Genomic DNA, 23,949 nt, shown 5'->3' with positions numbered 1-23,949 from the left:
TTGTCGTCCTTGATCGAATATCCATCCTCGAAATACTCGATACGCCCGCCGCCGCGCGGCACGTTCGCGAGCATCCCCTTGCCGTTCTCGTCGAGCGTGCCCCATCTGAATGAACCGTCCGGATACCCGACTCGTCCAGCAACTCCTGCGGCGTGCCAAGGTGGTCATTCTGGTAGAACAGCGTCGCATGACGGCTCTTCGCCGGAACCTGAACAAACCCACCATCGGTGCCCGTCGCGAGAAACGCGGGTTCGACCAGCTTTTCGTCGAGACGCGCGAGCGGCACGAACGTCCCCGGTTCGTGCAGATAGAGCGACGCCCGCGTCCATTGATGGCTCGCGTCCAACGTATGCATGCGCTGCGCGACCGGCAGCGAATACGCGTCCTGCGCGTCCTCTCGCACCGTCTCATAGCGGGCATTCGCGGACTTGCGCTCGCGTCCATACTCGCGCGGCAGCTCGTCAAAGCGCTCTTCCATGAGCAGCACATCGCCGTCCCATGTGAAGACGGTTAGCTCGGTTGCGCCTGTCGCGCCTCTGACTTCCTTCGCCACGCGCCGCCCGAACGCGTCGTAGGTATAGCTCGCGGCAACATCGAACGGGGCAGTGCCAGAAATCCAGGTAGTAGAACCATCCGTGTTCCTCTCCCGGCGGTCTATCTCGTTCGCCGCTGGCGGCTTCCCGTAGCGCTTGGCCTCCGTGAGCCGGTTCTGCTTGTCGTAGGCATAAACCCACGTCACGCCATTAGGCTCGGTCTTGCGGCTCAGATTCCCGCGCTCGTCATACGCGTAATGAGTGCGGTTCAACTCCTTCAGCACATTGCCGATGCACTTCGGCAACGACTGTTCCCATGCATGCAGCTTCTTATCATCGTCGGAGCGGCGTTGATCCCACTGTGAGCGCGCCGGCTTGCCCGGATTCGCGCGCAGCCACGCTTCATCTTCGGCGCGTTCCCGCGCGTGCCGCTCGGCGCGCTCTGCGTCCGTCTCCACGACCGGGCGCGGCGGAACCTTCTCCGGATCGACAGGATTGCCCGCCGGATCGAACGCAAAGATTTCGGTCAGATCGGGCGTCACCGACTTGAGCAAGCGCCCGAGCGGGTCATAGGTATAGTCGGTTACACCGCGCGCGTGGTCCTCGATGCGCGTCAGGTGGCCCGCCGCGTTGTACTGATACGTGCGCCGTGCAAGCACATCGAGCAGATTGACGCTCGTCGCATGACGCACCGACATCTGCGCGAGCGGTCACGAGCATTTGAATGGTTGCGTGGTGTTTCCGTGGTTCGATGAATCGGGCGCAGTGGCGGGTTGCCACTGCCCAGCCCGCCAGAATGCGCTAATACGCGCTATGTCTTGCGCCCCCGGCCCTGCCGGGTGCGCGCTGCGCACAAGAATATTCCAGTGGCCGCGTCGCGGCCAAATCTGTTGAGCACGAACAAAGCATAGTCAGCGCGCACGCGCGAGTGTGTACAGCCCCGCCGGCGTAGCCTTCGGCCACGCGGGCACCCCCAAGGGGACCAGCGCCGCTCACGCGGCGAAATCAAAAGCAAATCCAAGTCAAAAGCGAGCGGCTAAAGAGGTAGCGGGCGATGCGCCTGCGCAAAAGTGGAGCGTCGGTCTGCGAGCGCCCTGTTCCGCCGCGTCTGCCGTCTGTCGGCGGCCTACGAGCAAGCTCTACTCGGAGAAGTCGCATAGTTCGGTCTACCGATGAGCGGCTAGAATCACGTCTAGGAAAAATTCTGTTGGCGAGCGCGCTTCTGGCTGTAGAGGCAAGCCATATAAGGGATAGCGCTCCGCGTGCGCGGGGCGCGTGTCCTGGCGGTTTGTTTACAATCGGCATCGGTACTATGATTCGCAGAGCGGGCGGTTCATCTCGAAGGATCCGATTGGGCTGGCCGGTGGACTCAACGCGTATCAGTATGCGCCGAACCCGATCGAGTGGGTTGATCCGTTTGGCTTATCGAAGACTCCTGCGATAGCGGGACGAAAGCAAACGTCAAACAAGCCGAATCAAAATTCTAAGTGCTCTTGTAGAAAGGAATGGGAAATAAATCGATTTGATCGAGTTTGCGCAGGCAATGTATCAGGCGTTGGTTACGCTAAATACTTGCGCGATCCGAGCACGGGCATGTGGTGGTCCGAAGATCAAACCGGGCATGGCAATAGCGCTTGGAAAGTCTATGATAAGAATGGAGCTTGGGTCGCTGACGCCGATGTTTACGGCGACTACATGAGTAAACATAAGAGCGATACCGGGAAAAACGTTAATCTTGATTCATTGCAGTGCAAGGACTCAAGATGATCCAGTCTGCTGAAGAATTCATAGCGCTAAGAGATAGTCTCATGAAGGAAGAGTACGACCGAGCCGCTAACGAAGAGGCTCCTGTATCTGTCTGGAAAGATGTGATTTCGAGGTTCCCGGGCTACAGGAAATGGGTTGCTCATAACAAGACTGTTCCGTTGGAAATATTGACGGAGCTCTGCCAGTTTGAATCTGATGTCAGACGTAGCGTTGCCGTAAAGCGGAAACTATCGGTGGAGTTGTTTGAGCTCCTCGCGAGAGATCCGGATCCAGTGGTTCGGCAAGGCATCGCCTCAAACAAAAAGGCACCTATATCGATAGTCCGCGGGCTCTTCGATGACCCAGATGAAGACGTCTCAAGAGTAGCTAGATACAACGTCGAGAATCGCTAATCTTTAAGTTCGAAGGGCCGCTACGCGGCCCTTCGTCTACTCGGCGGTAATGATCAGCCGCCCATGTTCAACATTGACCTTGACGCGCTGCCCTGCTGTGAATCCTGCCTGCTCGATCCATGGCCCGGCGAGTTTGAGCCACGGAAAACACGGCGGCTCGGTTCGCTGCCAGTAGGGTTTGGTAGAGCGGCTCTCGCGCTGCGACTGCTGAACGGTCACGAAGCGTTCCGTATCGTGTGGACGTGCTTTAAGATTCGCTAGCTTTGCGGAACTGCGCCATCCGCGCGCCAAGAGCGACGAAAAACGAGCGTGGTGAACCGATGACCGTCAAGACCAAGCCCTTCGGGCGCTGCGCGGCCTTGACGGATTCGGGCGCGGTGGGCGAAGACTTGCGCGAACGTGGCGCATCGGTGTGCTTCGGCCAAGTTCCGCCGCGTCTGCGGTCGGCCTGCGGCCGCCGTCAGCCACTGCGGGTAACGAGCAAGCGTTACTCGGACGAGTCGCATAGTTCGGGCTACCGATGAGCGTCTAGAATCGCGTCTACAAAAAAAATTCTTTCGTGCATGAGCTCGTCGAGCTGGACGGCTTGCTGGATAAGGGACTGCGGCCTGCTCGCGAGGAGTTTGTGTCCAGGCGAAGTCAGACGGGGCTTCATTACAACCGGCATCGGTACGATGATCCGGCGACGGGCAGATTCATATCGAAGTACCTGATTGGCCTTACGGGCGGACTCAACGCCGTTGCCGCCGATCGGGATATTCAAGTCAAGGTAGACGAATCGAATCGTCGCATTCGAAGAATCATCGAAGGCCGCTAGAGAGACTCGACAATGGAAACATGCCAGAAGGACGGAGCGTCCGTAAGATACACGTCTGCCCGGTGGTCTTGCCGTGGGTGAACATGTCGTTAGCGTCGAGCAAGAAAAGCTACGGGCCTTCTTGAGACGACGATGAACAAAGGAGTTGATCGATGGATATTCATCTCAAGAAGGCGTACGAGATTCGTGTTGGTCAAGGCATCGACCAGCAAAGGCTACTCGACGCCATCGCCGCTGAACTTGGCGCTCGCGGTATCAGGCGTGATTCCTACCGCTTAGGTGACGACCCGCATATCGGGTTTGGAGAGTTGCGCCTGTCCGAGGAAGATGGTTACTGGGTCGTATGCGTCGACGAGCGAGGCGCCTCGTTCAATCCTTGCATATTCACCAACTATTTCGACGCGGTGAAATTCTTCATCTTCGAATTGTCCGGCGCAAGCGCTGAACCGATCTGGAAAAACCTCTAACCGCACGATAACGAAAATGACTTCAATCGCATGCATAGGCGACGCAACCACCCACGGCGGCCACATCATCACGGGCTCCGACACGATGGACATCAAGGGCCGCGGGGTCGCAAGAATGGGCGACTTGGTGACATGCCCCGAACACGGCACGAACCCGATCATTCAGTGTTCCGATATGTTGATCGACACGAACGGCAATGGCGTCGCGCTGGATGGGCATCTGACCGCCTGCGGCAGCCGTGTGCTTGCCGTCGAAAGTCACGGCAGTATTGATTAGAAGCCCTCTTCACGGAAGGTCATGCGAGGAACAGATAATCGCGTGAGGCCGGTTCCCTAACTCGGGATCGCCCTCCGCGCAAACGCGAGATACCCACCCAATGCCAGCATGACGACGCCCGAGGTCCGCGTGAGCATCCTCGCGCGCGCGACGCGTGCGGCGCTCGACTTCAGCAGACGCGAAGCGGCGAGCACCGCGCCCACGTCGACAAGCGTATTAAGCACGACGCAAATGCTCCCGAGCATCGCCAGTTGCGGAATCAGCGCATGCCCCGGCGAAACGAACTGCGGAAGAAAGGCGAGAAAAAACAGCGCCGTCTTGACGTTGAGCGCTTCGACCAGGACGCCTTCGCGAAACGCACGCCGCGCACCGTGCGATGCAACCGGCGCGACGCCGCCCGCTTCGCCTTCGCGAAACAGAAGCCGAACGCCCAGATAAATCAGATACGCCGCGCCGACGTACTTCACGACGCTAAAGAGCGTCGCCGAGCGCGCGATCAACAGGGATAGCCCGAGCGCCGCCGCGGCCACATGGACGAGACCGCCCACCGCCGTGCCGAGACACGACGCCATGCCTTCGGAACGACCACCAGCGACAGTGCGAGCCACGACATACGCGAGGCCCGGACCGGGCGTAATGGCGAGAGCGATCGCCGCGATCAGAAAAGCAATAAAAGCCATGAACTAGTCTCCCGCCCGCACCATCACCCGTGCCAGCTCCCCTTTCCCCCGCGCGTCGAGCGCATCCGCCGCACCGATCCGATCGCGCGTTTCCTTGTTCTGACTCAGCTTCGACTTGCCGACAAGCGACGTCACCGCGATTTCGATGCCCACGATATTCCGCAGCATCCCATCGATGAATTCGCGCTCGGAATCGCCCATCTTCCACGGCTTCGGCTCGTTCGCCTCGTGCCGCCGCGTCAGACGCGCGACGAGACCGCGCACGAACTGCTCGTCGTCGCGCACGGTGAGCACGCCGTGCGCGTGCACGACTTCGTAGTTCCACGTCGGCACTTGCCGATGCGTCTCATGCTTGCTCGGATACCAGTTCGGCGAGACATAACCCTCCGCGCCGCGAAAAATCACCATGACGGGCGTGCCGCCCGGGCAACGCTGCCACACGTCGTTGGCGCGCGCGACGTGCGCCGTCAGCAAGCCATGCTCGCCCTGCGCCGGATCGAACTCGAACGGAATGTGATTGGCGTCGAGACCGGCGGCGTCGTGCGTCACCAGCATTCCGAGCGGATGCGCACGAATGATCCGATGCAGCTCTTCAGGGCGAGTCTCGGCGAAATGCGGCGGAATATACATCTTGGATGCCCGATGGAAAGTGGCGGAACCCCGTCACTATCGCCCGAAACAGGCACAATAAGAAGATCCAGTTTCGAGCAATTTTCATGGTCCAGTTGAAAGACGCCATCGGCACCGGACGGCGCATTTACGATCTGCTGCGCGCCCAGATCGCCGATGGCACGTTGCCCGCCGGCGCTCCCGCACCTTCGACGCGCGCGCTGGCGGCCGATCTCGGCGTCTCGCGCACGACCGTCACGGCAGCGTACGAACAGCTCGCGGCGGAGGGCTTTCTCGTCACGTCGGCGGGACGCGTGGCGCGAGTCGCCACGCCGCCGATGCCGCTCGCGCCGCCGATTCCCGCGCGCGCCGAACGCACCGCGCCCGCCCTTTCCGCCTATGGCCGGCGCGTTTCCACACTGCCGATGCCCGTTCTCGCGCAAGTGACGAAAGGCAGCATCAACTTCCTGTACGGCGCAGTGTCCGCGCGCGACTTTCCTTCGTTGATCTGGAAACGCGCGTATCAGGCCGAACTGCTGCATCAACCGGACAGCCTCTATTACGTCGCGCCCGAAGGCGACGCGTCGCTCAGGCGCGCGTTGCAGGCGTATCTCGGCCGCGCGCGCGGGCTCGTCTGCGATAGCGATCAGATCGTCGTCGTGAACGGCACGCAGCAGGCGCTCGATCTTTGCGCGCGGCTGCTGCTCGATCCCGGCGACGCCTTCGCATTCGAAGATCCCGGCTATCTGATCGCGCGGCATTGCTTCGAGGCATCGGGCGGCGTGGCGCTGCCGGTGCCCGTCGACGAACACGGTCTCGATACGCGCCGCCTTCCCGCCGATGGACGCGCGCGGCTCGCCTACGTGACGCCATCGCACCAATTTCCGCTGGGCGGCGTGCTGCCGATCGGCCGCCGTCTCGAATTGCTCGAATGGGCGCAACGGCACGACGCGTGGATCATCGAAGACGATTACGACGGCGAGTTCCGATACGGCCAGCGCCCGATCGACGCCTTGCAATCGATCGATACGAATGGCCGCGTGATCTACATCGGCACGTTTTCGAAGGCGCTCTCGCCGCATCTGCGGCTCGGCTACATGATCCTGCCGCACGATCTCGTGCCGGCGTTCCGTCAGGCGAAGCGGCTCGCGGATCGTCATTCGGCCGTCATCGATCAGCGCGTGCTCGCGGCGCTAATCGAAAGCGGCGCGTATGAGCGTCACGTGCGGCGCGTGCGGCGCGAATACGAACGGCGGCGCGCGGCCTTGCTCGACGCCATCGCCGATCTTCTTCCGAAGCGCGCGCACGCGACGGGCACGGCTGCCGGATTGCACGTCACGCTGTGGCTGCCCTTCATCGACGCGGCGCACGAAGCCGCGCTCGTCGCCGCCGCGCATGCGAAGGGCGTGGGCGTCTATCCGGTGTCGCCGCTTCATGTCGCGCCGTGCGGCGGCACGTCGAACCGGACGGCCGGGCTCATCCTCGGCTATGCGAGCGTGCCGGTCGAGCAGATCCGCAAAGGCATCGAAATCCTCGCCGATGTGATCGCGCATTTTCGAACGTAAGCACTGCCTTCGAGACGCGTCATCGTGAGCGTCATGCCGAATGCGCTTCTGCCCGATTCGAAACGCCCGCGTCGATCGCGACGGGCACGCGCCGCGCGAGCGCGCACATCAACTCGTAGCCGATCGTGCCGGACGGTTCGGCCACTTCATCGACCCGGACGCGTTCGCCCCACAGTTCCACCGGCGATCCGATGCCCGCAGCCGGACACGGCGTGAGATCGACGGTGAGCATGTCCATCGACACGCGTCCGACGATGCGCGTACGCACGCCATCGACGATGACGGGCGTGCCCGTCGGCGCGTGACGCGGATAGCCGTCCGCGTAGCCGCATGCGACCACGCCGATCTTCATCGCGCGATCCGCGGTGAAAGTGCGGCCATAGCCGATCGTCTCGCCCGCCGCGAGCGTCTGCACGCCGATGATGCGGCTCTCGAGCGTCATCGCCGCGCGCAACGGGAAATGCTCGATGTGGCGCGCGCAGCCCGTCGGCGAGGCGCCGTAGAGGATGGTGCCCGGCCGCACCCAGTCGCGATGCGCGCGCGGATGCCACAGCACCGCCGCCGAGTTCGACAGCGAGCGCGTGCCGGGAAGATCGCGCGTGGCCGCTTCGAATTCGTCTATCTGCCAGTCGATCGCGCCTTCGTCGGCGTTCGCGAAGTGACTCATCAGGCCGATCGAGCCGATCGCCGCGATATCCGACGCCCTTTTCCAAGCCTCGACGAATTCGCCCGGCCGATAGCCGAGCCGGTTCATGCCCGAGTTCATCTTCAACTGTATGTCGATGCGCTCGTTCGGCCGCGCCGCCTTCAGCAACGCAAGCTGCTCGTCGCAATGCACCGTGACCGTGAGCCGGTGACGATCCGCCGTTTCGACATCCGCGGGCTCGAAAACGCCTTCGAGCAAAAGAATCGGCTTTTTCCAGCCGAGCTCGCGCACGCGCACGGCTTCATCGAGATCGAGCAGCGCGATGCCGTCGGCTTCAGCGAGCGCCGGATAAATGCGCTCGATGCCGTGACCATAAGCATTCGCCTTGATGACGGACCACACGCGCGACGACGGCGCCGTGCGTTTGACAAGTTGAAGATTCTGTCGGATGGCGTCGAGATGGATGCGCGCGGAAATCGGACGTGGCATGACGTGCTGGATTTGTGGTTAAAGGCAGTGGAATGATGAATCGTATCGACCTAATGGCAGTCGTTGTTATTTTATTTGCGCCAATTTTTGGTGGAAACGCCTGCCGCCATCGATGGCTTTCGCGGTGCGCTTCGCGGTATCTTGTCGCTCATGTCGCGCCGCCAAGGAGCCGCCATGAACGACGCCCGTCGCCTCGCCTGCCTGCGCATCGTGCTCGCCGTCGTCGGGCTGATCGCGCTCTTCGCCTTCTATCCGCTCATGCTGCTCTGGCCTTCTGGATGGGCGTGGGATGCCGGCCACGAAGGCCATTCGGAATACGCGATGATGATCGTCGGCATCTACGCGACGCTCGGCGTTTTCCTGCTGATCGCATCGCGCGAGCCGATGAGGCATCTGAGCCTCATCTGGTTCACGGTGTGGTCGAGCGTCGTGCACGGCGCGATCATGGCCGTGCAGTCGTTCGGCGGCGCGGGGCGCCACCTCGGTCATCTGGCGGGCGACGTGCCCGCGCTTTTCATCGTCGCCGCCGTGCTCGCGATTCTCACGCCGCGCGGCGGCAAGGCGCGCATCCTCAGCCGAGATGGCCGAGATGCTCGGCCAGAATGACGCTGCCGACGCCGATCAGAATCAGCCCGCCGACGATTTCCGCCCGCTTGCCGATCGTCGCGCCGACGAGCCGGCCGACCATCACGCCGATCGTCACCATCAGCATCGTCGCGAAACCGATGGTCGCGGCCGTCGAGAAGATATCGACATCGATGAACGCGAGGCCCGCGCCGACCGCCATCGCGTCGATGCTGGTCGCGAAACCGGTGAGCGCCAACACCCAGAACGAATGCGAATTGGGCTTTTCGGCTTCGTGGCTCACGCTGCTGAAACCTTCGCGGATCATGCGCGCGCCGAGCAGGAAGAGCAGGCCGAACGCGATCCAGTGATCCCACGCGGTGACATACTGCGCGGCCGCCCTGCCGAGCGCCCAGCCGACGAGCGGCGTCAGGGCTTCGATCACGCCAAAGATCACGCCGGTCTTCAACGCTTCCGCGATGCGCGGCTTGTGCAGGGTCGCGCCCTTGCCGACGGCTGCGGCGAACGCGTCGGTGGACATGGCGAAGGCTAGAAAAATTGTGGAGGCGAGATTCATCGAGTAGCGCTCTGGTCGGGCAAGATGGAACGACAGAACGCGCGCCCGACCGGTCGCGAATTCTGTCGATGGTCTTGCCAACCTTTGATGGCTGCTCATGCCACGGCCTGAACGACCGAGCGTGTTGACATGAGCGCTTTCCCTGTGCAGGAAAGCCGGCTACTCCCCAGCGAAGAACCGAGAGCTTAACATGACTTCGCGACCGTTCCACGGCGTTTCGGCTAGTTGCGGCGCGCTCGCGGCGTCACGCCCGGCGCCGCGTTCGCGCGCCGATCCTATTTCGACAACAGCCCGAACACGGCGACGCCGTTCTTCGTGCCGACATACACCTTGCCGTTCGCGATCATCGGCGTGATGAACTTGTTGCCCGCACCGAACTGGTCGCGCGTGCCGGCGTCGTTGCTGCTGTAGAGCTGGCGCGCGAGATTGGCCGCGTCGTAGGCGCGCAGCGCGCCTGTCGCGCCGTTCTCCGCCGCCCACAGAATGCCGTTCGCCGTGCCGTTCGCGGAAATGCTCGGCGTCGCGCCGGGGAAGCCGAACGCATTCGACGTCTGACTCGTCGACGTCGCCGAAAGCAACGCGTTGCTGACCGCGAACGCCCGAATGCTGTCGCCGACCGCGCCGAAATAGACCGTGTTGTTGAAATACGCGGGCGCGCCGAACATCGCCCCACGAATCTGGCCGACGAGTTCCTGATAGATGTGGTCCGCGTTCGAATCGAACTTGCCCATCGAGAAGCGGTTCACGACGTAGATCGTCGAGTTCTTGCCCGCGCCGATCGCCAGATGCCGGACCGTGCCGCCCGCATCGGTGAAGTCCGGCAGCACCATCGCGCCGCCGGAACCGAGATCTTCGTCCTCGTTCGACTCCTGCACCGTGTTCGACGGCTCGAAATAGTCCTGCACCCTGAGCGGCGACGTTTCCAGCCGCAAAAAACCGTTGCCGAAGTTGCCGTTGATCGGCATCTCCTGCGCGTTTTGGGTCGGATCGAAGGTGCCGTTGGCGTCGAGGAAAAAGATCGCCTGGCCGTCCGATGCAAGGCCCGCGCCGCTCATCCAGATCGAGCCCATCTGGCCGTTCGGCGTGAGGTTCAGCACGCTCGCCTGTTGCAGGGTCGCGGCGTCGTAGCCCATGACCCAGCCGGTGTACGGCATGAAGTCGCAATGCGAAGTCCACGCCGTGTAGACGACGCCGTTCAGCAGCAGCAACGCCGCGCGCTCGGCGTACTGGCCGGGATCGAACGTCAGCGTGCCGTTCTGGCTGCCCGCGCCGTTGCCCGGATACGTCGCCCGGATTTCGGTGGGGCCGTTGAAGAGCTCGGCGCCCGTCGCGACATCGAGCGCGTGAATGCGCTGGTGATACGCGCCCGACGCATCCTTCGACATGCCGACGACATACATCGCGCCATTCGGGCCGCGCGTCCGGTCGATGACCGGCGTCGCCGTGACACCGATGGTCGGCGTGATCTGATGACAGTTGTGGTCGTCGCTCGGCGACTCGCCGCTGCCGAGCGTCGAGACTTTCCACAGCACCGCGCCGCTGTCGGCGTCGAAAGCGTAGACGCTGGCGTTTTCCGTCGCGACGTAGAGCACGTTGCGCGTGCCGCCCGCGATCGGTACGCCCGCCAGAAAGAGCGGCTGCGCGTCGACGGCGCCATCGACGGAAAAGAGCGCGAGCTTGCCGAAAGTACGCTGATTGACGTTCGCCGGCGTGAGGACGGTTTCCGCGAGTTGCTGTCCGGTGCGCGCGATGTCGTTGTGCCAGGTGACGACATCTTTCGACACCGCAGCCAGAGGCGCCGATGCCCCCGCCGGGCTCGATGCCCCCGACGGGCTCGATGCCGCCGCCGGCGCGCCGCCGCTCGCCGCAGACGAAGTGGCGCTATCGCCGGAACCGCCACTGCACGCGACGACGATCGCCGCGATGAGCACAACGGCGCCGATCGCCGCGATACGAGCCGGAAAGTGCGTCTTCATCTGGATGCTCCTTCAGAGCGTTTCGCCTTTGCGTACGGTCAATTCCCCGAAAGATATTTGTTGCAATGCGTCATAATGTGCTAACCTAGGGTTATTACCTAGTTAGTTACCCCTAGTACGGAGTTCATCATGGGAATCATCGCTGCCACGCCGATCGCCCTCGTTTCCTTCATCGTCGCCGCCGTCCGCAATGCGCTGAGCGCGCGCGCCAAGGTCAGCGCGCTCATGGCCGAGGCTTATCGCCGGACGTAACGTGCAGGCGCGGGAGAAAATTCCCGCGCTTTTTTTCGCATTCACTGCAACGTATAGGCAATTACATAATCGCCCGCCTTCGTGCCGAGCGAGCCATGACCGCCCGCCGTCACGAGCACATATTGCTTGCCGCTTGCATCGGCGTAGCTCATCGGCGTGGCCTGACCGCCCGCCGGCAGACGCGCCTCCCACAGCTTCTTGCCGTCGCGCACGTCGTAGGCGCGCACGTATTGATCGAGCGTGCCCGTCAGGAACGCGACGCCGCCCGCCGTCACGATCGTCCCGCCGAGGCTCGGCACGCCGAGCGGCATCGGAATCGGCAGCGGCGCGCTGTCGACGATGGTGCCGTTCTTGTGCATCCACGCAATCTTCTGCGTGCGCAGATCGACGCCCGCGATGTAGCCCCACGGCGGCGCCTGGCACGGAATCCCGAGCGGTGAAAGAAACGCGCTGATCTCAAAGCCGAACGGCGTACCGCGCGCGAGCTTGATGCCGCTCGTTTCGCTGCCTTTCTTCTCGCCGTTGTCCTCGGGAATCTTGTTACGCGGAATCAGCTTCGACGTGAACGCCATGTAGTCCGGATTCGCGATCAGAATCTGCCGCACCGGATCGACGGAAATCCCGCCCCAGTCGAATACGCCGAAGTTACCCGGAAACACGAGCGATCCCTGCTCCGACGGCGGCGTGTACGGCCCGTCGTAGCGCAGGCTCCTGAACTTGATGCGGCACCAAAGCTGATCGAACGGCGTCGTGCCCCACATGTCCGCCTCCGTCACGCGCGGCGGGTTGAAGTTGAGCGCGGAAACGGCCTGCGTCGGCGCGGTGTGATCGCCTTTCGCCGCGCCGCCCGGCACGGCGACTTCGCTGATCGGCACGATCGGCTGGCCGGTTTCGCGATTCAGCACGTAGATGCTGCCCTGCTTCGTCGATGCGATCAGCGCCGGCTGCGTGCCCTGCGCCGTCTGCAGATCGACGAGCGTCGGCTGCCCGCCCACATCCATATCCCACAGATCGTGATGCGTGAACTGATAGTTCCAGCGCAGCTTGCCCGTCGCGGCATCGAGCGCGACGACGCCCGCGCCGAACTTCTCGGCCTGTGGCGTGCGCTCGCCGCCCCACTGATCGGGCGTCTGGTTGCCCATCGGCAGAAAAATCATGCCGCGCTTTTCGTCGACGCTGAACATCGACCACATGTTCGGCGAATTGCGCACATAAGTGCCGCCCGCCGCGATCGGTTCGGTGGCGTCCGGATTGCCTGGATCCCAGTTCCAGACGAGATGGCCGTCATTGACGTCGAACGCGCGGATCACGCCCGACGGCTCGTTGTTCGATTCGTTGTCGGTCACATGACCGCCGACGATCACGAGATTGCGGAACACCGCCGGCGGCGAGGTCGAGTAATAGCCGCCCGGCGTGAACGGCCCGATATTCGCGCGCAAATCGATTGCACCGTTCTTTCCGAAGCTCGCGCACGGCTTGCCGGTGTCCGCGTCGAGCGCGATCAGGCGGGCGTCGGCGGTCGGAAGGAACAGGCGATGCGGACATTCGGCCTGCGCCGTGGTTTGCGCGGGCGTCTGCACGGGCGCGGACGCTTCCGTGGGCGCGGATGCGTCGGCAGGCGCGGAGGCCGCATCGGCTTCGGCGGGCGCGCTGGCTTCGGGCGCGGCGGCAGCGGGCATCGGATGCATCGACGCATCGTAATAAGCGACGCCCCGGCAAGTCATGTGCTCCCAATGCTTGAACCCGATCGGACTCTGAATCCGCGGATCGAAACGCCACTTTTCCTTGCCGCTCGCGGCATCGAGCGCGATCGCCTTGCTATGCGGCGTGCACAGGAAAATCGTGTCGCCGACCTTGAGCGGCGTGTTCTCGTCGGTGGTTTCGGTCGGATCGTCGGGGCCGGGCATGTCGCCGGTGCGATACGTCCACGCCACCTTTAGCCGATGCGCGTTATCCGGCGTGATCCGGGCGAGCGGCGCGTAACGCTGCGCGAGCGGCGAGCCGCCATAGTCGACCCAGTCGCCCGCCGCGCGGCCGGTCGCGGCGTTGGCATCGGGCTGATTGGCGTCGGCGGCGACGTTCACGTCGATGCGCCCCGGCCGGTCGTGCGGATGATTGAACCAGGTGCCGACGCCGAGCAGCAGCGTGAGGATGATCGCGGCGGCGAGGGGCGTGCGCGCGGCGCGCGATGTCGAAGGCGGCCCGAACAACGCGCCGCGATGCACGAACGGAATCAGCAGCCAGATCGCGAGCAGCAGCCAGATCCACAGGCGCGGCATCAGTTGCCAGAAATCGAAACGCACTTCGACGACGGCCCAGATCGTCGAGGCGAACAGGAACAGCGCGAAAAGCAGCAATGCGGAGCGCCGCCGGATCAACAACAAGAGCCCGGTCAGCACGATGGCCGCACCCGCGATCACGTAGTACCACGATCCTTTGAGCGCAACGAGATACGCTCCGCCCGCCGCCAGCAACACGCCGATGACGATAAACACGATGGCCGTAAAGAACGTGAGCGGACTGAGTCTGCCGTTGCCAGCCATGCTGAATCCTCCGTGACGATGAAAGGCGGAACACGGCCGTCGCGCGGTCGTGGTTCGGACGCTGTCGCGTGGAGGAACGGAGCAATCGCTGTGCCGTTCGGCGGGGAACGGGCGCGTGCGAGGCGTGCTTACGGATGACTTGCCGAATGAAGCTTAGATCACAGCGCCCGCGGCCAGAGCCCGCCGTGCGCGCTCGCGGGCATGACGCCTGCGACGAACGCCGCCTTCAGATCGGCGCGTTCGGAGAAACGCGGCGCATCGAACCACGCGAGGAAATCGTCGCGCCAGACGCCCCAGGCGTTTTCGTCGAAATCGAAGTCTTCGTCGAGGCGGCCGTTGTCGCGCAAATAGGCGCCGACCACTTGCGTGCCGTTCCAGTACGCGACGGCGACATCGCTGAGATCGGCCGTCACGCCGCGCGGCAGATCACGCAGCATCATCGCGACGTGCGCCTTGAACGATTTGAATTCGGTCGGTCTCATCGCCTGCTCCGCTTCAAAAAAATGCGTGAAAAAACTGCGTGCGCGTGCCCGTTCATTTGAACACGCCCTTGTTCAAGTCTTTTTCGAACGCGGCGGTCCATTGCGTGCCGTGTCCGATGCGATATTCGCGTTCCTTCAACGTGGAACGTCGCGTGATGGTGACGACGCCCTGCAACGGATAAACATCGTCCACGACATCGGACGCGCCGCCTTCGTGCACCAGAAAATCGCTCTCGTCGAGCCGATGGCGCGCGAGAATCGCGAGGAAATCCGCTCTTTCGTCCGGCGCGATCACAGTCATGTCGCCCTCCATGATCGAATGCTGCTTCCATTCAAAGTAGCACACGCGCGGAGGAACGTCGGCGCGTATCTTGCGAGGAGCGCGGGACGGCGCACGCGCTTTTTCCGGGAGTCGATAGCCGATGAATCGCAAAACGATGTTTCTATGCGCAGCGGCGCTGGCCGTCTGCACGCACGCACGCGCCGACGACGCCGTCTGCGGCACGCTCGAAAGCGCCACGAACGGGCAGGACGGCATGATCGCGCTGCGCGAAGGGGAAAGCGTGAATTTCTGGCGGGGCGGCGCCGTGCGGCACGGCGCGCTGCATGTGTACAAGGACGGCGAGGTGTATCGCGTGTACTGGCAGCCCGAAGGAAGCGGCGATGTCTACGTGCTCGCGAACGAAGGCACGAGTGCCGTGCGGCTCATTCTGACGCCGCCGCGCGGCACGAAAGTCGAGACGGGACCGGGCAGCCTTCCGCCGCAGAAAGTGCTGTCCTGTCCCGCGATGTAGCGATTTACTTCGCCGCCAGCACCTTGCCGATGGCATCGGCGACGATCTGCACGTTGCTGTCGTTCAGGCCCGCGACGCACATGCGGCCCGAGCGCAGGATGTACACGCCGAATTCCTCCTTGAGCCGGTCGGCCTGATCCGCGACCAGACCCGTGTACGTGAACATGCCGCGCTGCTTGATATACCGCGTGAGCATCTCGCCGCGAACGTGATCCTTCAATCCGTCGTGGATCGCCTGACGCATGCGCGCGATGCGCTGGCACATCGACGCGAGTTCCTTTTCCCACGACTGTTTCAGTTCGGGCGTGTTCAGCACATGCGTGACGATCTTCGCGCCGTGCGTCGGCGGATTGCTGTAGTTCGCGCGTACCGCGCTCGTCAGCTGGCCGAGCACGCGATCGGCTTCGGCGGCATCGTCGCAAATGACGTGCAGGCCGCCGCAGCGCTCGCCGTACAGCGAGAAATTCTTCGAGAACGAATTGGCGATGAACGCCGGCACGCCACGGCGCGCGAGTTCGCGCACGGCGAACGCGTCGTCGTCGAGACCGGAACCGAAGCCCTGATACGCCATATCGACGAACGGCAGCAGATCGCGCTTTTGCAGCACGTCGATGATCTTCACCCATTGCGCCTGATCGAGATCGACGCCCGTCGGGTTATGACAGCACGCGTGCAGCAGCACGACGCTCTTCGCGGGCAGCTTGTCGATGGCGTCGAGCATCGCATCGAAGCGCAGTCCGCCGGTGGCTTCGTCGTAATACGGATACGTGTTCACTTCGAAACCCGCGCGCTCGAAGATGAAACGATGGTTCTCCCACGTCGGATCGCTCACCCACACTTGCGACTTCGGAAAGTAGCGCTTGATGAAATCCGCGCCGACCTTCAGCGCGCCCGATCCGCCGAGCGTCTGCACGCTCGCGATGCGGCCATCGGCGCGCGCCGGGCTGTCGTTGCCGAACACGAGCGCCTGCACGGCGTCGCGATAATGCGCGAAACCGGCCATCGGCAAATACGGTTTCGGGCCGAGGTCTTTCAGGATCGACAGTTCCGCCTCGCGCACGGCCTGCATCACGGGCAGACGGCCTTCGTCGTCAAAGTAAATGCCGATGCTCAGGTTGACCTTATTGGTGCGCGGATCTTTCTGGAAGTTTTCGTTCAGCGACAGGATCGGGTCGCCGGGGTAAGCATCGATATGTTCGAACATGGTGACTTATAGGACGAGAGAGGACGAGAGATCAGCAAGCGCGGCCGCGTCAGTCTCCGCGCGCGGCCCGAGTTTTGAGATAGTAGCCGATTCCGAGAACGGCCAGCCAGACCGGGATCAGGTACACGGACAGGCGCAGATCCGGAATCTCGTACATCACCCAGACGATGCCCGCGAGAAACGCGAGCACGACGTAGTTCGTGAACGGATGCAGAAAGCTCGGAAACGAGGTCGCTTCGGCGTTCGCGCGCTTCTGCCGGCGGAACATGAGATGGATGATGCTGATCATCGCCCAGTTGATGACGAGCGCCGACACCGCGAGTCCCATCAAGAGGCCGAACGCGCGCCCCGGAATCACATAGTTGATGACAACGCACGCCGCCGTCACCAGCGCCGACACCGCCAGCGCCGCGAGCGGAATGCCGCGTCCGCTCACGTTGAGCAGCGCGCGCGGCGCGTTGCCTTGCTGCGCGAGGCCGTACAGCATGCGGCTGTTCGCATAGACGCCGCTGTTGTACACGGAGAGCGCGGCCGTCAGCACGATCACGTTGAGCACGTTCGCGACGACCGTGCTGTTCATCTCGCGGAAAATCAGCACGAACGGACTGCCGCCGGTCGCGACCTTGTCCCACGGATAAAGCGAAAGCAGCACGCCGAGCGCGCCGACATAAAAAATCAGGATGCGATAGATGACCTGATTGGTCGCGCGCGGAATGCTGCGCGACGGGTCTTCCGCTTCCGCCGCCGTAATGCCGACGAGCTCCAGCCCGCCGAACGAGAACATGATGACGGCCATCGACATGACGAGCCCGTGCACGCCGTTCGGAAAGAAGCCGCCGAGCCGCCAAAGATTCGCGACGCTCGCTTCCGGCCCCGCCTTGCCCGACGCGAGCAGCCATCCGCCGAACAGGATCATGCCGATGATCGCCGCCACTTTGACGATCGCGAACCAGAACTCCGTCTCGCCGTAGGACTTCACGCTCGTCAGATTGATCGCGTTGACGATCACGAAGCACGCGAGCGCCGATATCCACATCGGCAATCCCGGCCACCAGTACTGCATGTAGATGCCCACGGCCGACAGCTCCGCCATGCTCACCAGAATGTAAATGGCCCAGTAGTTCCAGCCGGAGATGAAACCGGCGGCGTGGCCCCAGTATTTATCGGCGAAATGGCTGAAGGAACCGGCAACCGGCTCTTCGACGATCATCTCGCCGAGCTGACGCATGATGAAGAACGCCATCAGCCCGGCGATCGCGTAGCCGAGCAGCACGGATGGCCCGGCGAGCTTGATCGTCTGCGCGACGCCCAGAAAAAGCCCGGTGCCGATCGCGCCGCCGAGCGCGATCAACTGGATGTGGCGACTCTTGAGTCCGCGTTTGAGTGTGTGCGGCGAGGGTGTTTCGTTCGTCGTGGGTGAAGCCATGTCGATGTCTGTTGCACTGCAAAAATTACTGCGTTCATAAATCGAACGATCGCGCGTATCGTTTGATCCGACCTTTTAGTCTGCTTTTTGGTAAGAAACTGTTGTTTTTTCGTGCGGATGACCCCACAAGCCGCTGCAAAAAAGGCCGATTATCAGCGGACGGATCTGCGATTTTACCGCCCGGCGGCCGCAAAGCCTTGATGGGCGGGCGTATAGCAGCCGTGCTCCGAATCGCGGAAACGGACATCAAACGAATTGAGGCCGGAATCAGGGCTTGTTCGGAGGATTACTCGAGGCGTCGCGGCGTGAGAATCGCATCATCCACTCACGACGGGGGTCGCCATGTATCAGACGATGGAAGGAAACGCCAGGCCGCATCGAACGGCGCAGCGTTTCGGCGAAGGATCGCAGGACAGCGCGGCGACACAAGCGGAATTGCTGAGCGCGCTGCAGTCGGTGTCGGACAACATCATGCGTCTCGCCGGGAAGCTGCACGGCGATCCGAACGCCACCGACGACGATGCAGAGACCATTACCGAGCAGCATGCGTTCGCGCAAGAGCTGATCGGACGTTTGCTGGCGCTGCCCGCGTCGCAAACGTAACGGACCAACAGGGCCAACAGAAGGCGGGCAGCGGTGACGGCAAAGCCGCCCGCGCTCGGAGCATCGGGGAGAAGGATATGAGCTACTTGACGATCATCGCGGTGGTCTGGGCTGTTTGCGCGGTGGGTGCGGTGTTGTTCATCCGCGGCGCGGCGCAACGCAATCACGAACCGCTGCGCAAGCAGAGCGAACGCGAGCCGGTCGCGCCCGCGTCGAAGGATTTCAGTCGCCCGGCCTGACCCGATGACACGGCGAAGCGCCCACACGCTTCGCCGTGAAGGCATCGGCCTTATTTGATCGCGGCGACTGCTGCGCGCAAGCCCAGCAAGTAGCTATCGACGCCGAAACCGGAAATTTGCCCTCGCGCAATTTCCGCGAACACCGATTTGTGGCGGAACTCCTCCCGCGCGTGCACGTGCGACATGTGCACTTCGATGATCGGCGCCTTCAGGATCGCGAGCGCATCGCGGATCGCGTAGCTGTAGTGCGTCCACGCACCCGCGTTGATGACGATCGCATCGACGTTTTCTTCGAACGCGCGATGAATGCGCGAGCACATCTCACCTTCGATATTCGTCTGGTAGCACTCCACCTCGACGCCGAGTTCCTTGCCGAGCGCGGCCATCTGCTCGTCGATTTGCGCGAGCGTCGCCGTGCCGTACTGCTTCGGGTCGCGCTTGCCGAACATGTTGAGGTTGACGCCGTGCAGCGTCAGGATCGTTGCCATGTGATTTCCTTGAACTGGAAGGGGAATTGAAAAGATTCAGGCGGTCTCGACGATCCTGCCGCTCGTGGCGGCAAGAACGATGGCCTCGGTGATCCGCAGATTCTGCAGTCCGTCGCGCGCGCTGACAATAGGTTCGGCTTCCCCGCGCGCCACGCGCCCGAAATGTTCCATCTGATGCGCGAGCGGATCGTCGCGCTGCATCGCCACGACGTCTTCGTCGAACGGCTTCCACCATGATCGATCTTCGGCCTTCGCGTAGGACTTGAGACGCATCGTCGGCACGGAAAGCGAGCCGAACGTGCCCGCGATCACGTAGCAGTCTTCGTCGGGATACGTGGAATACGCCTTGTTCTCCTGCGACGTCTGCTCCCAGCTTCGCGGGCACGCGGCGGTGTCGGACAGCATGAACGTGCCGAGCGCGCCGCTCGCGAAACGCAGATTGATCGCGACCGTATCTTCGACGGGAAAGCCGCGCGTCGCGTGCGATGCGAACGCCTGCACCGCGACGATATCGCCGCACAGCATCCGCAAGTTGTGCACCTCGTGGATCATGTTGAGCAGGATCGGCCCGCCGCCCGGCTCGCGTCGCCACGGCGCGCTGGCGTAATACTCGTCGGGCTTGAAGAACACCGCGCTGCCCATCACCGCGACGAGCTTGCCGAGCCGCCCTTCGTCGATGACCTGCTTCGCGCGCGCCATGATCGGGCTGTGCGCGCGATGATGGCCGATCAGCACTTTCGCGCCGGAATGCTCCACTTCATCGACGAGCATCCGCGCTTCCTCGACCGTCGGCGCAATCGGCTTCTCCAGCAGGATCGGCACGCCCGCCGCGATGCACACGCGCGCATGTTCGACGTGCAATTGATTCGGCGTCGCGAGCACGATGCCGTCCGGGCGATCCTTCGCGAGCAGTTCGTCGAGCGTTTTGTAGAGCGGCACGCCCGCCTTCTGCGCGATGTCGACGGCGGCGGGCGCCGGATCGACGATGGCCGAGAGCGTGCACGTCGTGCTCGCCTGCGCGACGCCCATGTGCGCCTGACCGATATAGCCCGCGCCCGCCACCGCGATACGCGTCTTGCCTGAGTCTGTATTCACTTCGATTTCACCGTGTTGAAAAAGCGCGAGTTCAGCCCGGCGGCGCTGTCGCGCGCCGCCTGAGCAAGGAAAGAGGACATGAGCTTCAGGAAGTGCGCGCGTTCGCGACCGATTCCGCGCGCAGGCGGTCGTACTCGGACTTCTCGACCGGCCGCGCGTCCGGCTCGCCGAGCTGGTTGAGCGGAATCCGGTACGTCTCCCGCGCGCTCCACGCGGCGATCGCCGAGATGATCGTGACGGCGAGCGTGATCGAACCGATCATGACCGGAATGTTCGTCGATCCGGGCGGCGCGACGCTCGCGAACAGCGCGGGCAACAGCGCCGTGATGGTCGTGCCGATGTTCTGCGAGATCGCCATCGCGGAGACGCGCGTGCGCGTCGGGAAGAGTTCGGGATAGAAGCTCGGGAAGATCGCGTTGTAGCCCTGATAGACGATGCCCCACATCAAGAGCGACGCGACGATCGCCATGCCGACGTTGTGAATGCTGATCGCGTAGAGATACAGATACGACAGCAGCCCCGAGGCGATCGCCCCGACGATGATCGGCGGCCTGCGCCCGATCTTGTCGGAGAGATTGCCGACGATCGGAATCACGATGACGGCGAGAATATTGCCGACGACCGGAATCCACAGATACACGCTCTTGTGAAAGCCGATGCCGTACGCCGCCTGCACCGCATACGCCGCGCCGAAGATCGTCGCGACCACGGGAATCACGTTCATCAGCGCCATGCAGACGACGCGGATCATGTCGGCCAGGTTGTACTTGAAGGCGTCGACGATTGGCGAGCGCGGCACCGCGCCCTTCTCGCCTTCCTTCTCGAACGCGGGCGTCTCGTGCACTTCGCGCCGGATGATGTAGCCGGCAACCAGCACGAACGCCGAAAGCAGGAACGGAATGCGCCAGCCCCATGAATTGAACGCGTCCTCGGGCATGTAGTACGCGAGCGGCAGGAACACGGCGGCGGCGAGAATCTGTCCGGCCTGCACGCCTTGCAGCGTGAAGCTCGCGAAGAAACCGCGGCGTCCGAATGGCGCGTGTTCGAGAATCATCGAGCTCGCGCCGGAGATTTCGCCCGCGACCGCGAAGCCCTGGACGAGCCGCAGGATCACGAGCAGCGTCGGCGCGAGCATGCCGACGCTGTGATACGTCGGCAAAAGTCCGACGGCCATCGTCGAGAAGCCCATCAGGAACATGCACAGCACGAGCACGGTCTTGCGGCCGTGCGTATCGCCCCAATGACCGAGCACGAATGCGCCGATCGGACGCGCCACGTAACCGACGCCGTAGGTCGCGAGCGACGCGACGATCGCCACTTTCGGATTGCCCGAAGGAAAGAAGAGTTGCGGAAAGATCAGCGCGGCGGCTTGCGCGTAGATGAAGAAGTCGTAGTACTCGAGCGCGGAGCCGATCCAGCCGCTCGCGGTCGCCTTCTTCGTCTGCTTGTGGTGCTCGGCGTGCGACCCGCCTTTGGCACCGGGTGAGAGAGAGTTCGTGTCCATGACGTCTCCTTTTATGAATCGCCCGACGGTTTCTGTGGCCATCTTTCCGCGAAACTGCTTCTTTCATCCTCACCGACGACGCCTTCGCGGCATGGCGCGCAGGACATCAAACATGATCGTCTCTGAAACGAAAGCTTTCGATGAGGCAAAACCCGGCGTCAGGCCAGGTTGAAAGACTTGAGCCCTAAATTACTATGTCCGCGCGAAAACATAATCCGGCTCGAAGGAAAGTCAGAATGCGCTCTCAGCGAATAATCGACGCTCACCACGCCTGAGCCGCCGCTAAGTCTTGCCTAAAGAACACGCAGACGCCGCCGTATACACGATTACCGGCGGTGATCGCATCACCGCCGCCTTCGTATTCATCCTCTCGCCGGCCCGGTCTTGCGTATGTCAGGCAATCCGTCCTTGATCGATTCGATTCTGGCCACGCCGGCGACCGCGGACGGACGGATCACGCCTGCCGTTCGCGCATCGCTGCTGTCGACGCTTGTCGAAGACATCCGCCCGCTGCTGCTGTCCGGCATCTCCGGCGCGTTCGTCGCGATGATCGCGCTCGGACGCCAGCCGTCCCTCTGGACGATGCTCTGGCTCGCCGCCGACGCGCTTCTGCTCGCCACCCGCCTTTCGATCGTCGGCCGATATCGCGCGCTGAGCCGCACGGACGCGCCGCAGCCCGGCCGGTGGGCCGCGCGCTATGCGCCGTTCGGGCTGCTGGCCTGTCTCGTGACGGGCCTCGGCGCGATGGGCTGCGTGATCTCGGGCGACGCCGTGCTCGCGTCGCTCGCGATCATGGTGACGGCCGGCCTGCTCGGCGGCGTCGCGTCGCGCAACGCGGGCACGCCGCATCTGGCGATCGCGCAGGTGTGCCTCGGCGCGCTGCCGATCGGCGTCGGCGGGCTGTTCGGGCCGTCCGGCTACTGGATTCTCGTGCCGCCGCTCGTCCTCTATATCGCCGCGATGTGCGCGGTCGTGCAGCGGCACTATCGCGGCCTCGTCGCGCTGATGACCGCCAAGGAAAGCCACGCCGAAATCGCCACGCGCTTCGACGCGGCGCTCGCGCACATGCCGCACGGCCTCTGCACCGTGGATGCGTCGGGCAGGGTGGTGATCGCGAATCGCAAGGCGGCGGAGCTGTTCGGCGCGACCATCGACATGCTGCGGCTGAACGTGTCGCTGCCGGAGTTCATCGGCTATGCCGCGCTCGCGAAATTCGGCGAGACGCCGCGCGCGCAGCTTGCCGAGCGATGCGCGCAATGGCTCGAAAGCGGCCATCCGACGCTCGACCTGCCCTTGCGCGACGGACGGCATCTCGAACTGAGCCGCAATCCGGTGCCCGACGGCAGCGCGGTCATCATCATCGAGGACGTGACGGAGCGCCGCAAAGCCGAAGCGAAAATCCTGCAATGGGCGCATCACGATTCGCTGACGGGCCTGCCGAACCGGCGCTATCTCGGCGACCAGGCCGGGCGTCTGATGGCGGGCGGCGCGGGCCGCGAGAAAGTGACGGTGATGTACGTCGATCTCGACGGCTTCAAGCACGTCAACGACACGCACGGCCACAATGCCGGCGACGAACTGCTGAAGCTCGTCGCCGACCGCCTGCGCAACGCGATGCGCCGCGGCGAGCTGGTCGCGCGTCTGGGCGGCGACGAGTTCGCGATCGTCGCCACGTATATCGCGCACGCGGCCAACGTGGTTTTCGCGCGCAAGATCATCGGCGAGCTGTCGGCGCCGTACACGCTCGAATCCGGGCAGACGGTGCGCGTGGGCGTGAGCGTCGGCATCGCGCTGGCGCGTCCGGCGGAGTCGTTCGAAAGCGCATTGAAGCGCGCCGATGCCGCGCTGTACGAAGCGAAATCGGAGGAACGCGGCACCTATCGCTTCGCCGATCGCGACGGCGACTCCATCGCGAGCGACGAACAAGCCGTCGCGAACGACCGCGGCCGCGCCTGGTAAG

Annotated in this window: 24 protein-coding genes, 2 pseudogenes and 1 riboswitch; of the genes and pseudogenes, 11 read left to right on the top strand and 15 right to left on the bottom strand. The window is 63.3% G+C overall.

Going from position 1 to position 23,949, the window contains the following annotated elements; all coding sequences use genetic code 11:
- Positions 1-1,231, bottom strand: a pseudogene (locus tag NCS67_RS25040) (hypothetical protein); the annotation flags it as partial.
- Positions 1,232-1,826: 595 nt separating this feature from the next.
- Between NCS67_RS25040 and NCS67_RS32110 the strand changes: the two are divergent.
- Both NCS67_RS32110 and NCS67_RS25030 read left to right on the top strand, forming a co-directional pair.
- Positions 1,827-1,964 (top strand): annotated as a pseudogene (locus NCS67_RS32110) (RHS repeat-associated core domain-containing protein); the annotation flags it as partial.
- A gap of 332 nt (positions 1,965-2,296) precedes the next feature.
- Positions 2,297-2,692, top strand: coding sequence for a hypothetical protein (locus NCS67_RS25030; RefSeq protein ID WP_175981960.1), 396 nt, complete (start codon positions 2,297-2,299; stop codon positions 2,690-2,692).
- 36 nt (positions 2,693-2,728) lie between these two features.
- On the opposite strand, the gene NCS67_RS25025 is transcribed toward NCS67_RS25030, so the two are convergent.
- Entirely contained in the window at positions 2,729-2,911 is a 183-nt protein-coding gene (locus NCS67_RS25025; RefSeq protein WP_250437060.1) for a SymE family type I addiction module toxin, read from the bottom strand.
- Positions 2,912-3,661: 750 nt separating this feature from the next.
- Here NCS67_RS25025 and NCS67_RS25020 point away from each other — a divergent pair.
- A complete protein-coding gene (locus NCS67_RS25020; protein WP_250437059.1) occupies positions 3,662-3,976 on the top strand; it encodes a hypothetical protein in 315 nt (104 codons plus the stop codon).
- A gap of 16 nt (positions 3,977-3,992) precedes the next feature.
- Entirely contained in the window at positions 3,993-4,253 is a 261-nt protein-coding gene (locus NCS67_RS25015) for a PAAR domain-containing protein (protein WP_250437058.1), read from the top strand.
- A gap of 56 nt (positions 4,254-4,309) precedes the next feature.
- Here NCS67_RS25015 and NCS67_RS25010 read toward each other — a convergent pair whose 3' ends face one another.
- Positions 4,310-4,933 (bottom strand): LysE family translocator, encoded by a 624-nt coding sequence (locus NCS67_RS25010; RefSeq protein WP_008347419.1) that lies wholly within the window; start codon positions 4,931-4,933, stop codon positions 4,310-4,312.
- 3 nt (positions 4,934-4,936) lie between these two features.
- Positions 4,937-5,563, bottom strand: coding sequence for an FMN-binding negative transcriptional regulator (locus NCS67_RS25005; protein WP_250437057.1), 627 nt, complete (start codon positions 5,561-5,563; stop codon positions 4,937-4,939).
- 86 nt (positions 5,564-5,649) lie between these two features.
- Here NCS67_RS25005 and pdxR point away from each other — a divergent pair, with 86 nt between their 5' ends.
- A complete protein-coding gene (pdxR, locus tag NCS67_RS25000) occupies positions 5,650-7,107 on the top strand; it encodes a MocR-like pyridoxine biosynthesis transcription factor PdxR (protein WP_250437056.1) in 1,458 nt (485 codons plus the stop codon).
- A 31-nt stretch (positions 7,108-7,138) separates the two neighbouring features.
- On the opposite strand, the gene alr is transcribed toward pdxR, so the two are convergent.
- Positions 7,139-8,242, bottom strand: a complete 1,104-nt coding sequence (alr, locus tag NCS67_RS24995; RefSeq protein WP_008347416.1) for an alanine racemase — start codon at positions 8,240-8,242, stop codon at positions 7,139-7,141.
- 174 nt (positions 8,243-8,416) lie between these two features.
- Here alr and NCS67_RS24990 point away from each other — a divergent pair, with 174 nt between their 5' ends.
- The gene (locus NCS67_RS24990; protein ID WP_250437054.1) at positions 8,417-8,848 is read left to right on the top strand and encodes a DUF6632 domain-containing protein; all 432 of its coding nucleotides are present in this window, start codon (positions 8,417-8,419) and stop codon (positions 8,846-8,848) included.
- Here NCS67_RS24990 and mntP read toward each other — a convergent pair.
- Together mntP and NCS67_RS24980 are read right to left on the bottom strand one after the other, a co-directional pair.
- The gene (mntP, locus tag NCS67_RS24985; protein ID WP_250437052.1) at positions 8,814-9,383 is read right to left on the bottom strand and encodes a manganese efflux pump MntP; all 570 of its coding nucleotides are present in this window, start codon (positions 9,381-9,383) and stop codon (positions 8,814-8,816) included. The two genes, NCS67_RS24990 and mntP, sit on opposite strands and share 35 nt — an antisense overlap.
- Positions 9,384-9,391: 8 nt before the next feature.
- Positions 9,392-9,558: riboswitch (yybP-ykoY riboswitch) on the bottom strand.
- A 100-nt stretch (positions 9,559-9,658) separates the two neighbouring features.
- The gene (locus tag NCS67_RS24980) at positions 9,659-11,359 is read right to left on the bottom strand and encodes an outer membrane protein assembly factor BamB family protein (protein ID WP_008347413.1); all 1,701 of its coding nucleotides are present in this window, start codon (positions 11,357-11,359) and stop codon (positions 9,659-9,661) included.
- A 129-nt stretch (positions 11,360-11,488) separates the two neighbouring features.
- On the opposite strand from NCS67_RS24980, the gene NCS67_RS31950 reads away from it, so the two are divergent.
- A complete protein-coding gene (locus NCS67_RS31950) occupies positions 11,489-11,611 on the top strand; it encodes a hypothetical protein (protein ID WP_268811544.1) in 123 nt (40 codons plus the stop codon).
- Between the two features lie 41 nt (positions 11,612-11,652).
- On the opposite strand, the gene NCS67_RS24975 is transcribed toward NCS67_RS31950, so the two are convergent.
- From NCS67_RS24975 to NCS67_RS24965, 3 genes are all read right to left on the bottom strand, one after another.
- Complete coding sequence (locus NCS67_RS24975; protein ID WP_250437050.1) at positions 11,653-14,154, bottom strand: glucose/quinate/shikimate family membrane-bound PQQ-dependent dehydrogenase; 2,502 nt, start codon at positions 14,152-14,154, stop codon at positions 11,653-11,655.
- Between the two features lie 158 nt (positions 14,155-14,312).
- Positions 14,313-14,636, bottom strand: a complete 324-nt coding sequence (locus tag NCS67_RS24970; protein WP_175981977.1) for a hypothetical protein — start codon at positions 14,634-14,636, stop codon at positions 14,313-14,315.
- A 52-nt stretch (positions 14,637-14,688) separates the two neighbouring features.
- The gene (locus tag NCS67_RS24965) at positions 14,689-14,937 is read right to left on the bottom strand and encodes a hypothetical protein (RefSeq protein ID WP_034472230.1); all 249 of its coding nucleotides are present in this window, start codon (positions 14,935-14,937) and stop codon (positions 14,689-14,691) included.
- Between the two features lie 121 nt (positions 14,938-15,058).
- Between NCS67_RS24965 and NCS67_RS24960 the strand changes: the two genes are divergently transcribed.
- Positions 15,059-15,430: a hypothetical protein gene (locus NCS67_RS24960; RefSeq protein ID WP_250437048.1), complete on the top strand. Its 372-nt coding sequence runs from the start codon at positions 15,059-15,061 to the stop codon at positions 15,428-15,430.
- A gap of 4 nt (positions 15,431-15,434) precedes the next feature.
- Here NCS67_RS24960 and NCS67_RS24955 read toward each other — a convergent pair whose 3' ends face one another.
- Positions 15,435-16,634 (bottom strand): amino acid aminotransferase, encoded by a 1,200-nt coding sequence (locus NCS67_RS24955; protein ID WP_250437046.1) that lies wholly within the window; start codon positions 16,632-16,634, stop codon positions 15,435-15,437.
- A 49-nt stretch (positions 16,635-16,683) separates the two neighbouring features.
- Positions 16,684-18,060 (bottom strand): amino acid permease, encoded by a 1,377-nt coding sequence (locus tag NCS67_RS24950; RefSeq protein WP_250437044.1) that lies wholly within the window; start codon positions 18,058-18,060, stop codon positions 16,684-16,686.
- A 342-nt stretch (positions 18,061-18,402) separates the two neighbouring features.
- Here NCS67_RS24950 and NCS67_RS24945 point away from each other — a divergent pair, with 342 nt between their 5' ends.
- The gene (locus NCS67_RS24945; RefSeq protein ID WP_008347402.1) at positions 18,403-18,663 is read left to right on the top strand and encodes a hypothetical protein; all 261 of its coding nucleotides are present in this window, start codon (positions 18,403-18,405) and stop codon (positions 18,661-18,663) included.
- 86 nt (positions 18,664-18,749) lie between these two features.
- Positions 18,750-18,902, top strand: coding sequence for a hypothetical protein (locus NCS67_RS24940; RefSeq protein ID WP_162483411.1), 153 nt, complete (start codon positions 18,750-18,752; stop codon positions 18,900-18,902).
- Positions 18,903-18,952: 50 nt separating this feature from the next.
- On the opposite strand, the gene aroQ is transcribed toward NCS67_RS24940, so the two are convergent.
- From aroQ to NCS67_RS24925, 3 genes are all read right to left on the bottom strand, one after another.
- Complete coding sequence (gene aroQ, locus NCS67_RS24935) at positions 18,953-19,390, bottom strand: type II 3-dehydroquinate dehydratase (protein ID WP_175981987.1); 438 nt, start codon at positions 19,388-19,390, stop codon at positions 18,953-18,955.
- Positions 19,391-19,426: 36 nt separating this feature from the next.
- Positions 19,427-20,485: a Gfo/Idh/MocA family protein gene (locus NCS67_RS24930; RefSeq protein ID WP_350029140.1), complete on the bottom strand. Its 1,059-nt coding sequence runs from the start codon at positions 20,483-20,485 to the stop codon at positions 19,427-19,429.
- Positions 20,486-20,570: 85 nt separating this feature from the next.
- Positions 20,571-21,989, bottom strand: a complete 1,419-nt coding sequence (locus tag NCS67_RS24925; protein WP_250437042.1) for an MFS transporter — start codon at positions 21,987-21,989, stop codon at positions 20,571-20,573.
- Between the two features lie 390 nt (positions 21,990-22,379).
- On the opposite strand from NCS67_RS24925, the gene NCS67_RS24920 reads away from it, so the two are divergent.
- Positions 22,380-23,948 (top strand): sensor domain-containing diguanylate cyclase, encoded by a 1,569-nt coding sequence (locus NCS67_RS24920; RefSeq protein ID WP_175981991.1) that lies wholly within the window; start codon positions 22,380-22,382, stop codon positions 23,946-23,948.
- Position 23,949: the final 1 nt, after the last annotated feature.

Origin of the sequence: Caballeronia sp. ATUFL_F2_KS9A (assembly GCF_023630765.1) — a bacterium.
In the GTDB taxonomy this organism is placed as follows: domain Bacteria; phylum Pseudomonadota; class Gammaproteobacteria; order Burkholderiales; family Burkholderiaceae; genus Caballeronia; species Caballeronia zhejiangensis.
Note: the sequence above shows the minus strand (reverse complement) of the source record. Positions and strands in the feature narration are given on the sequence as shown.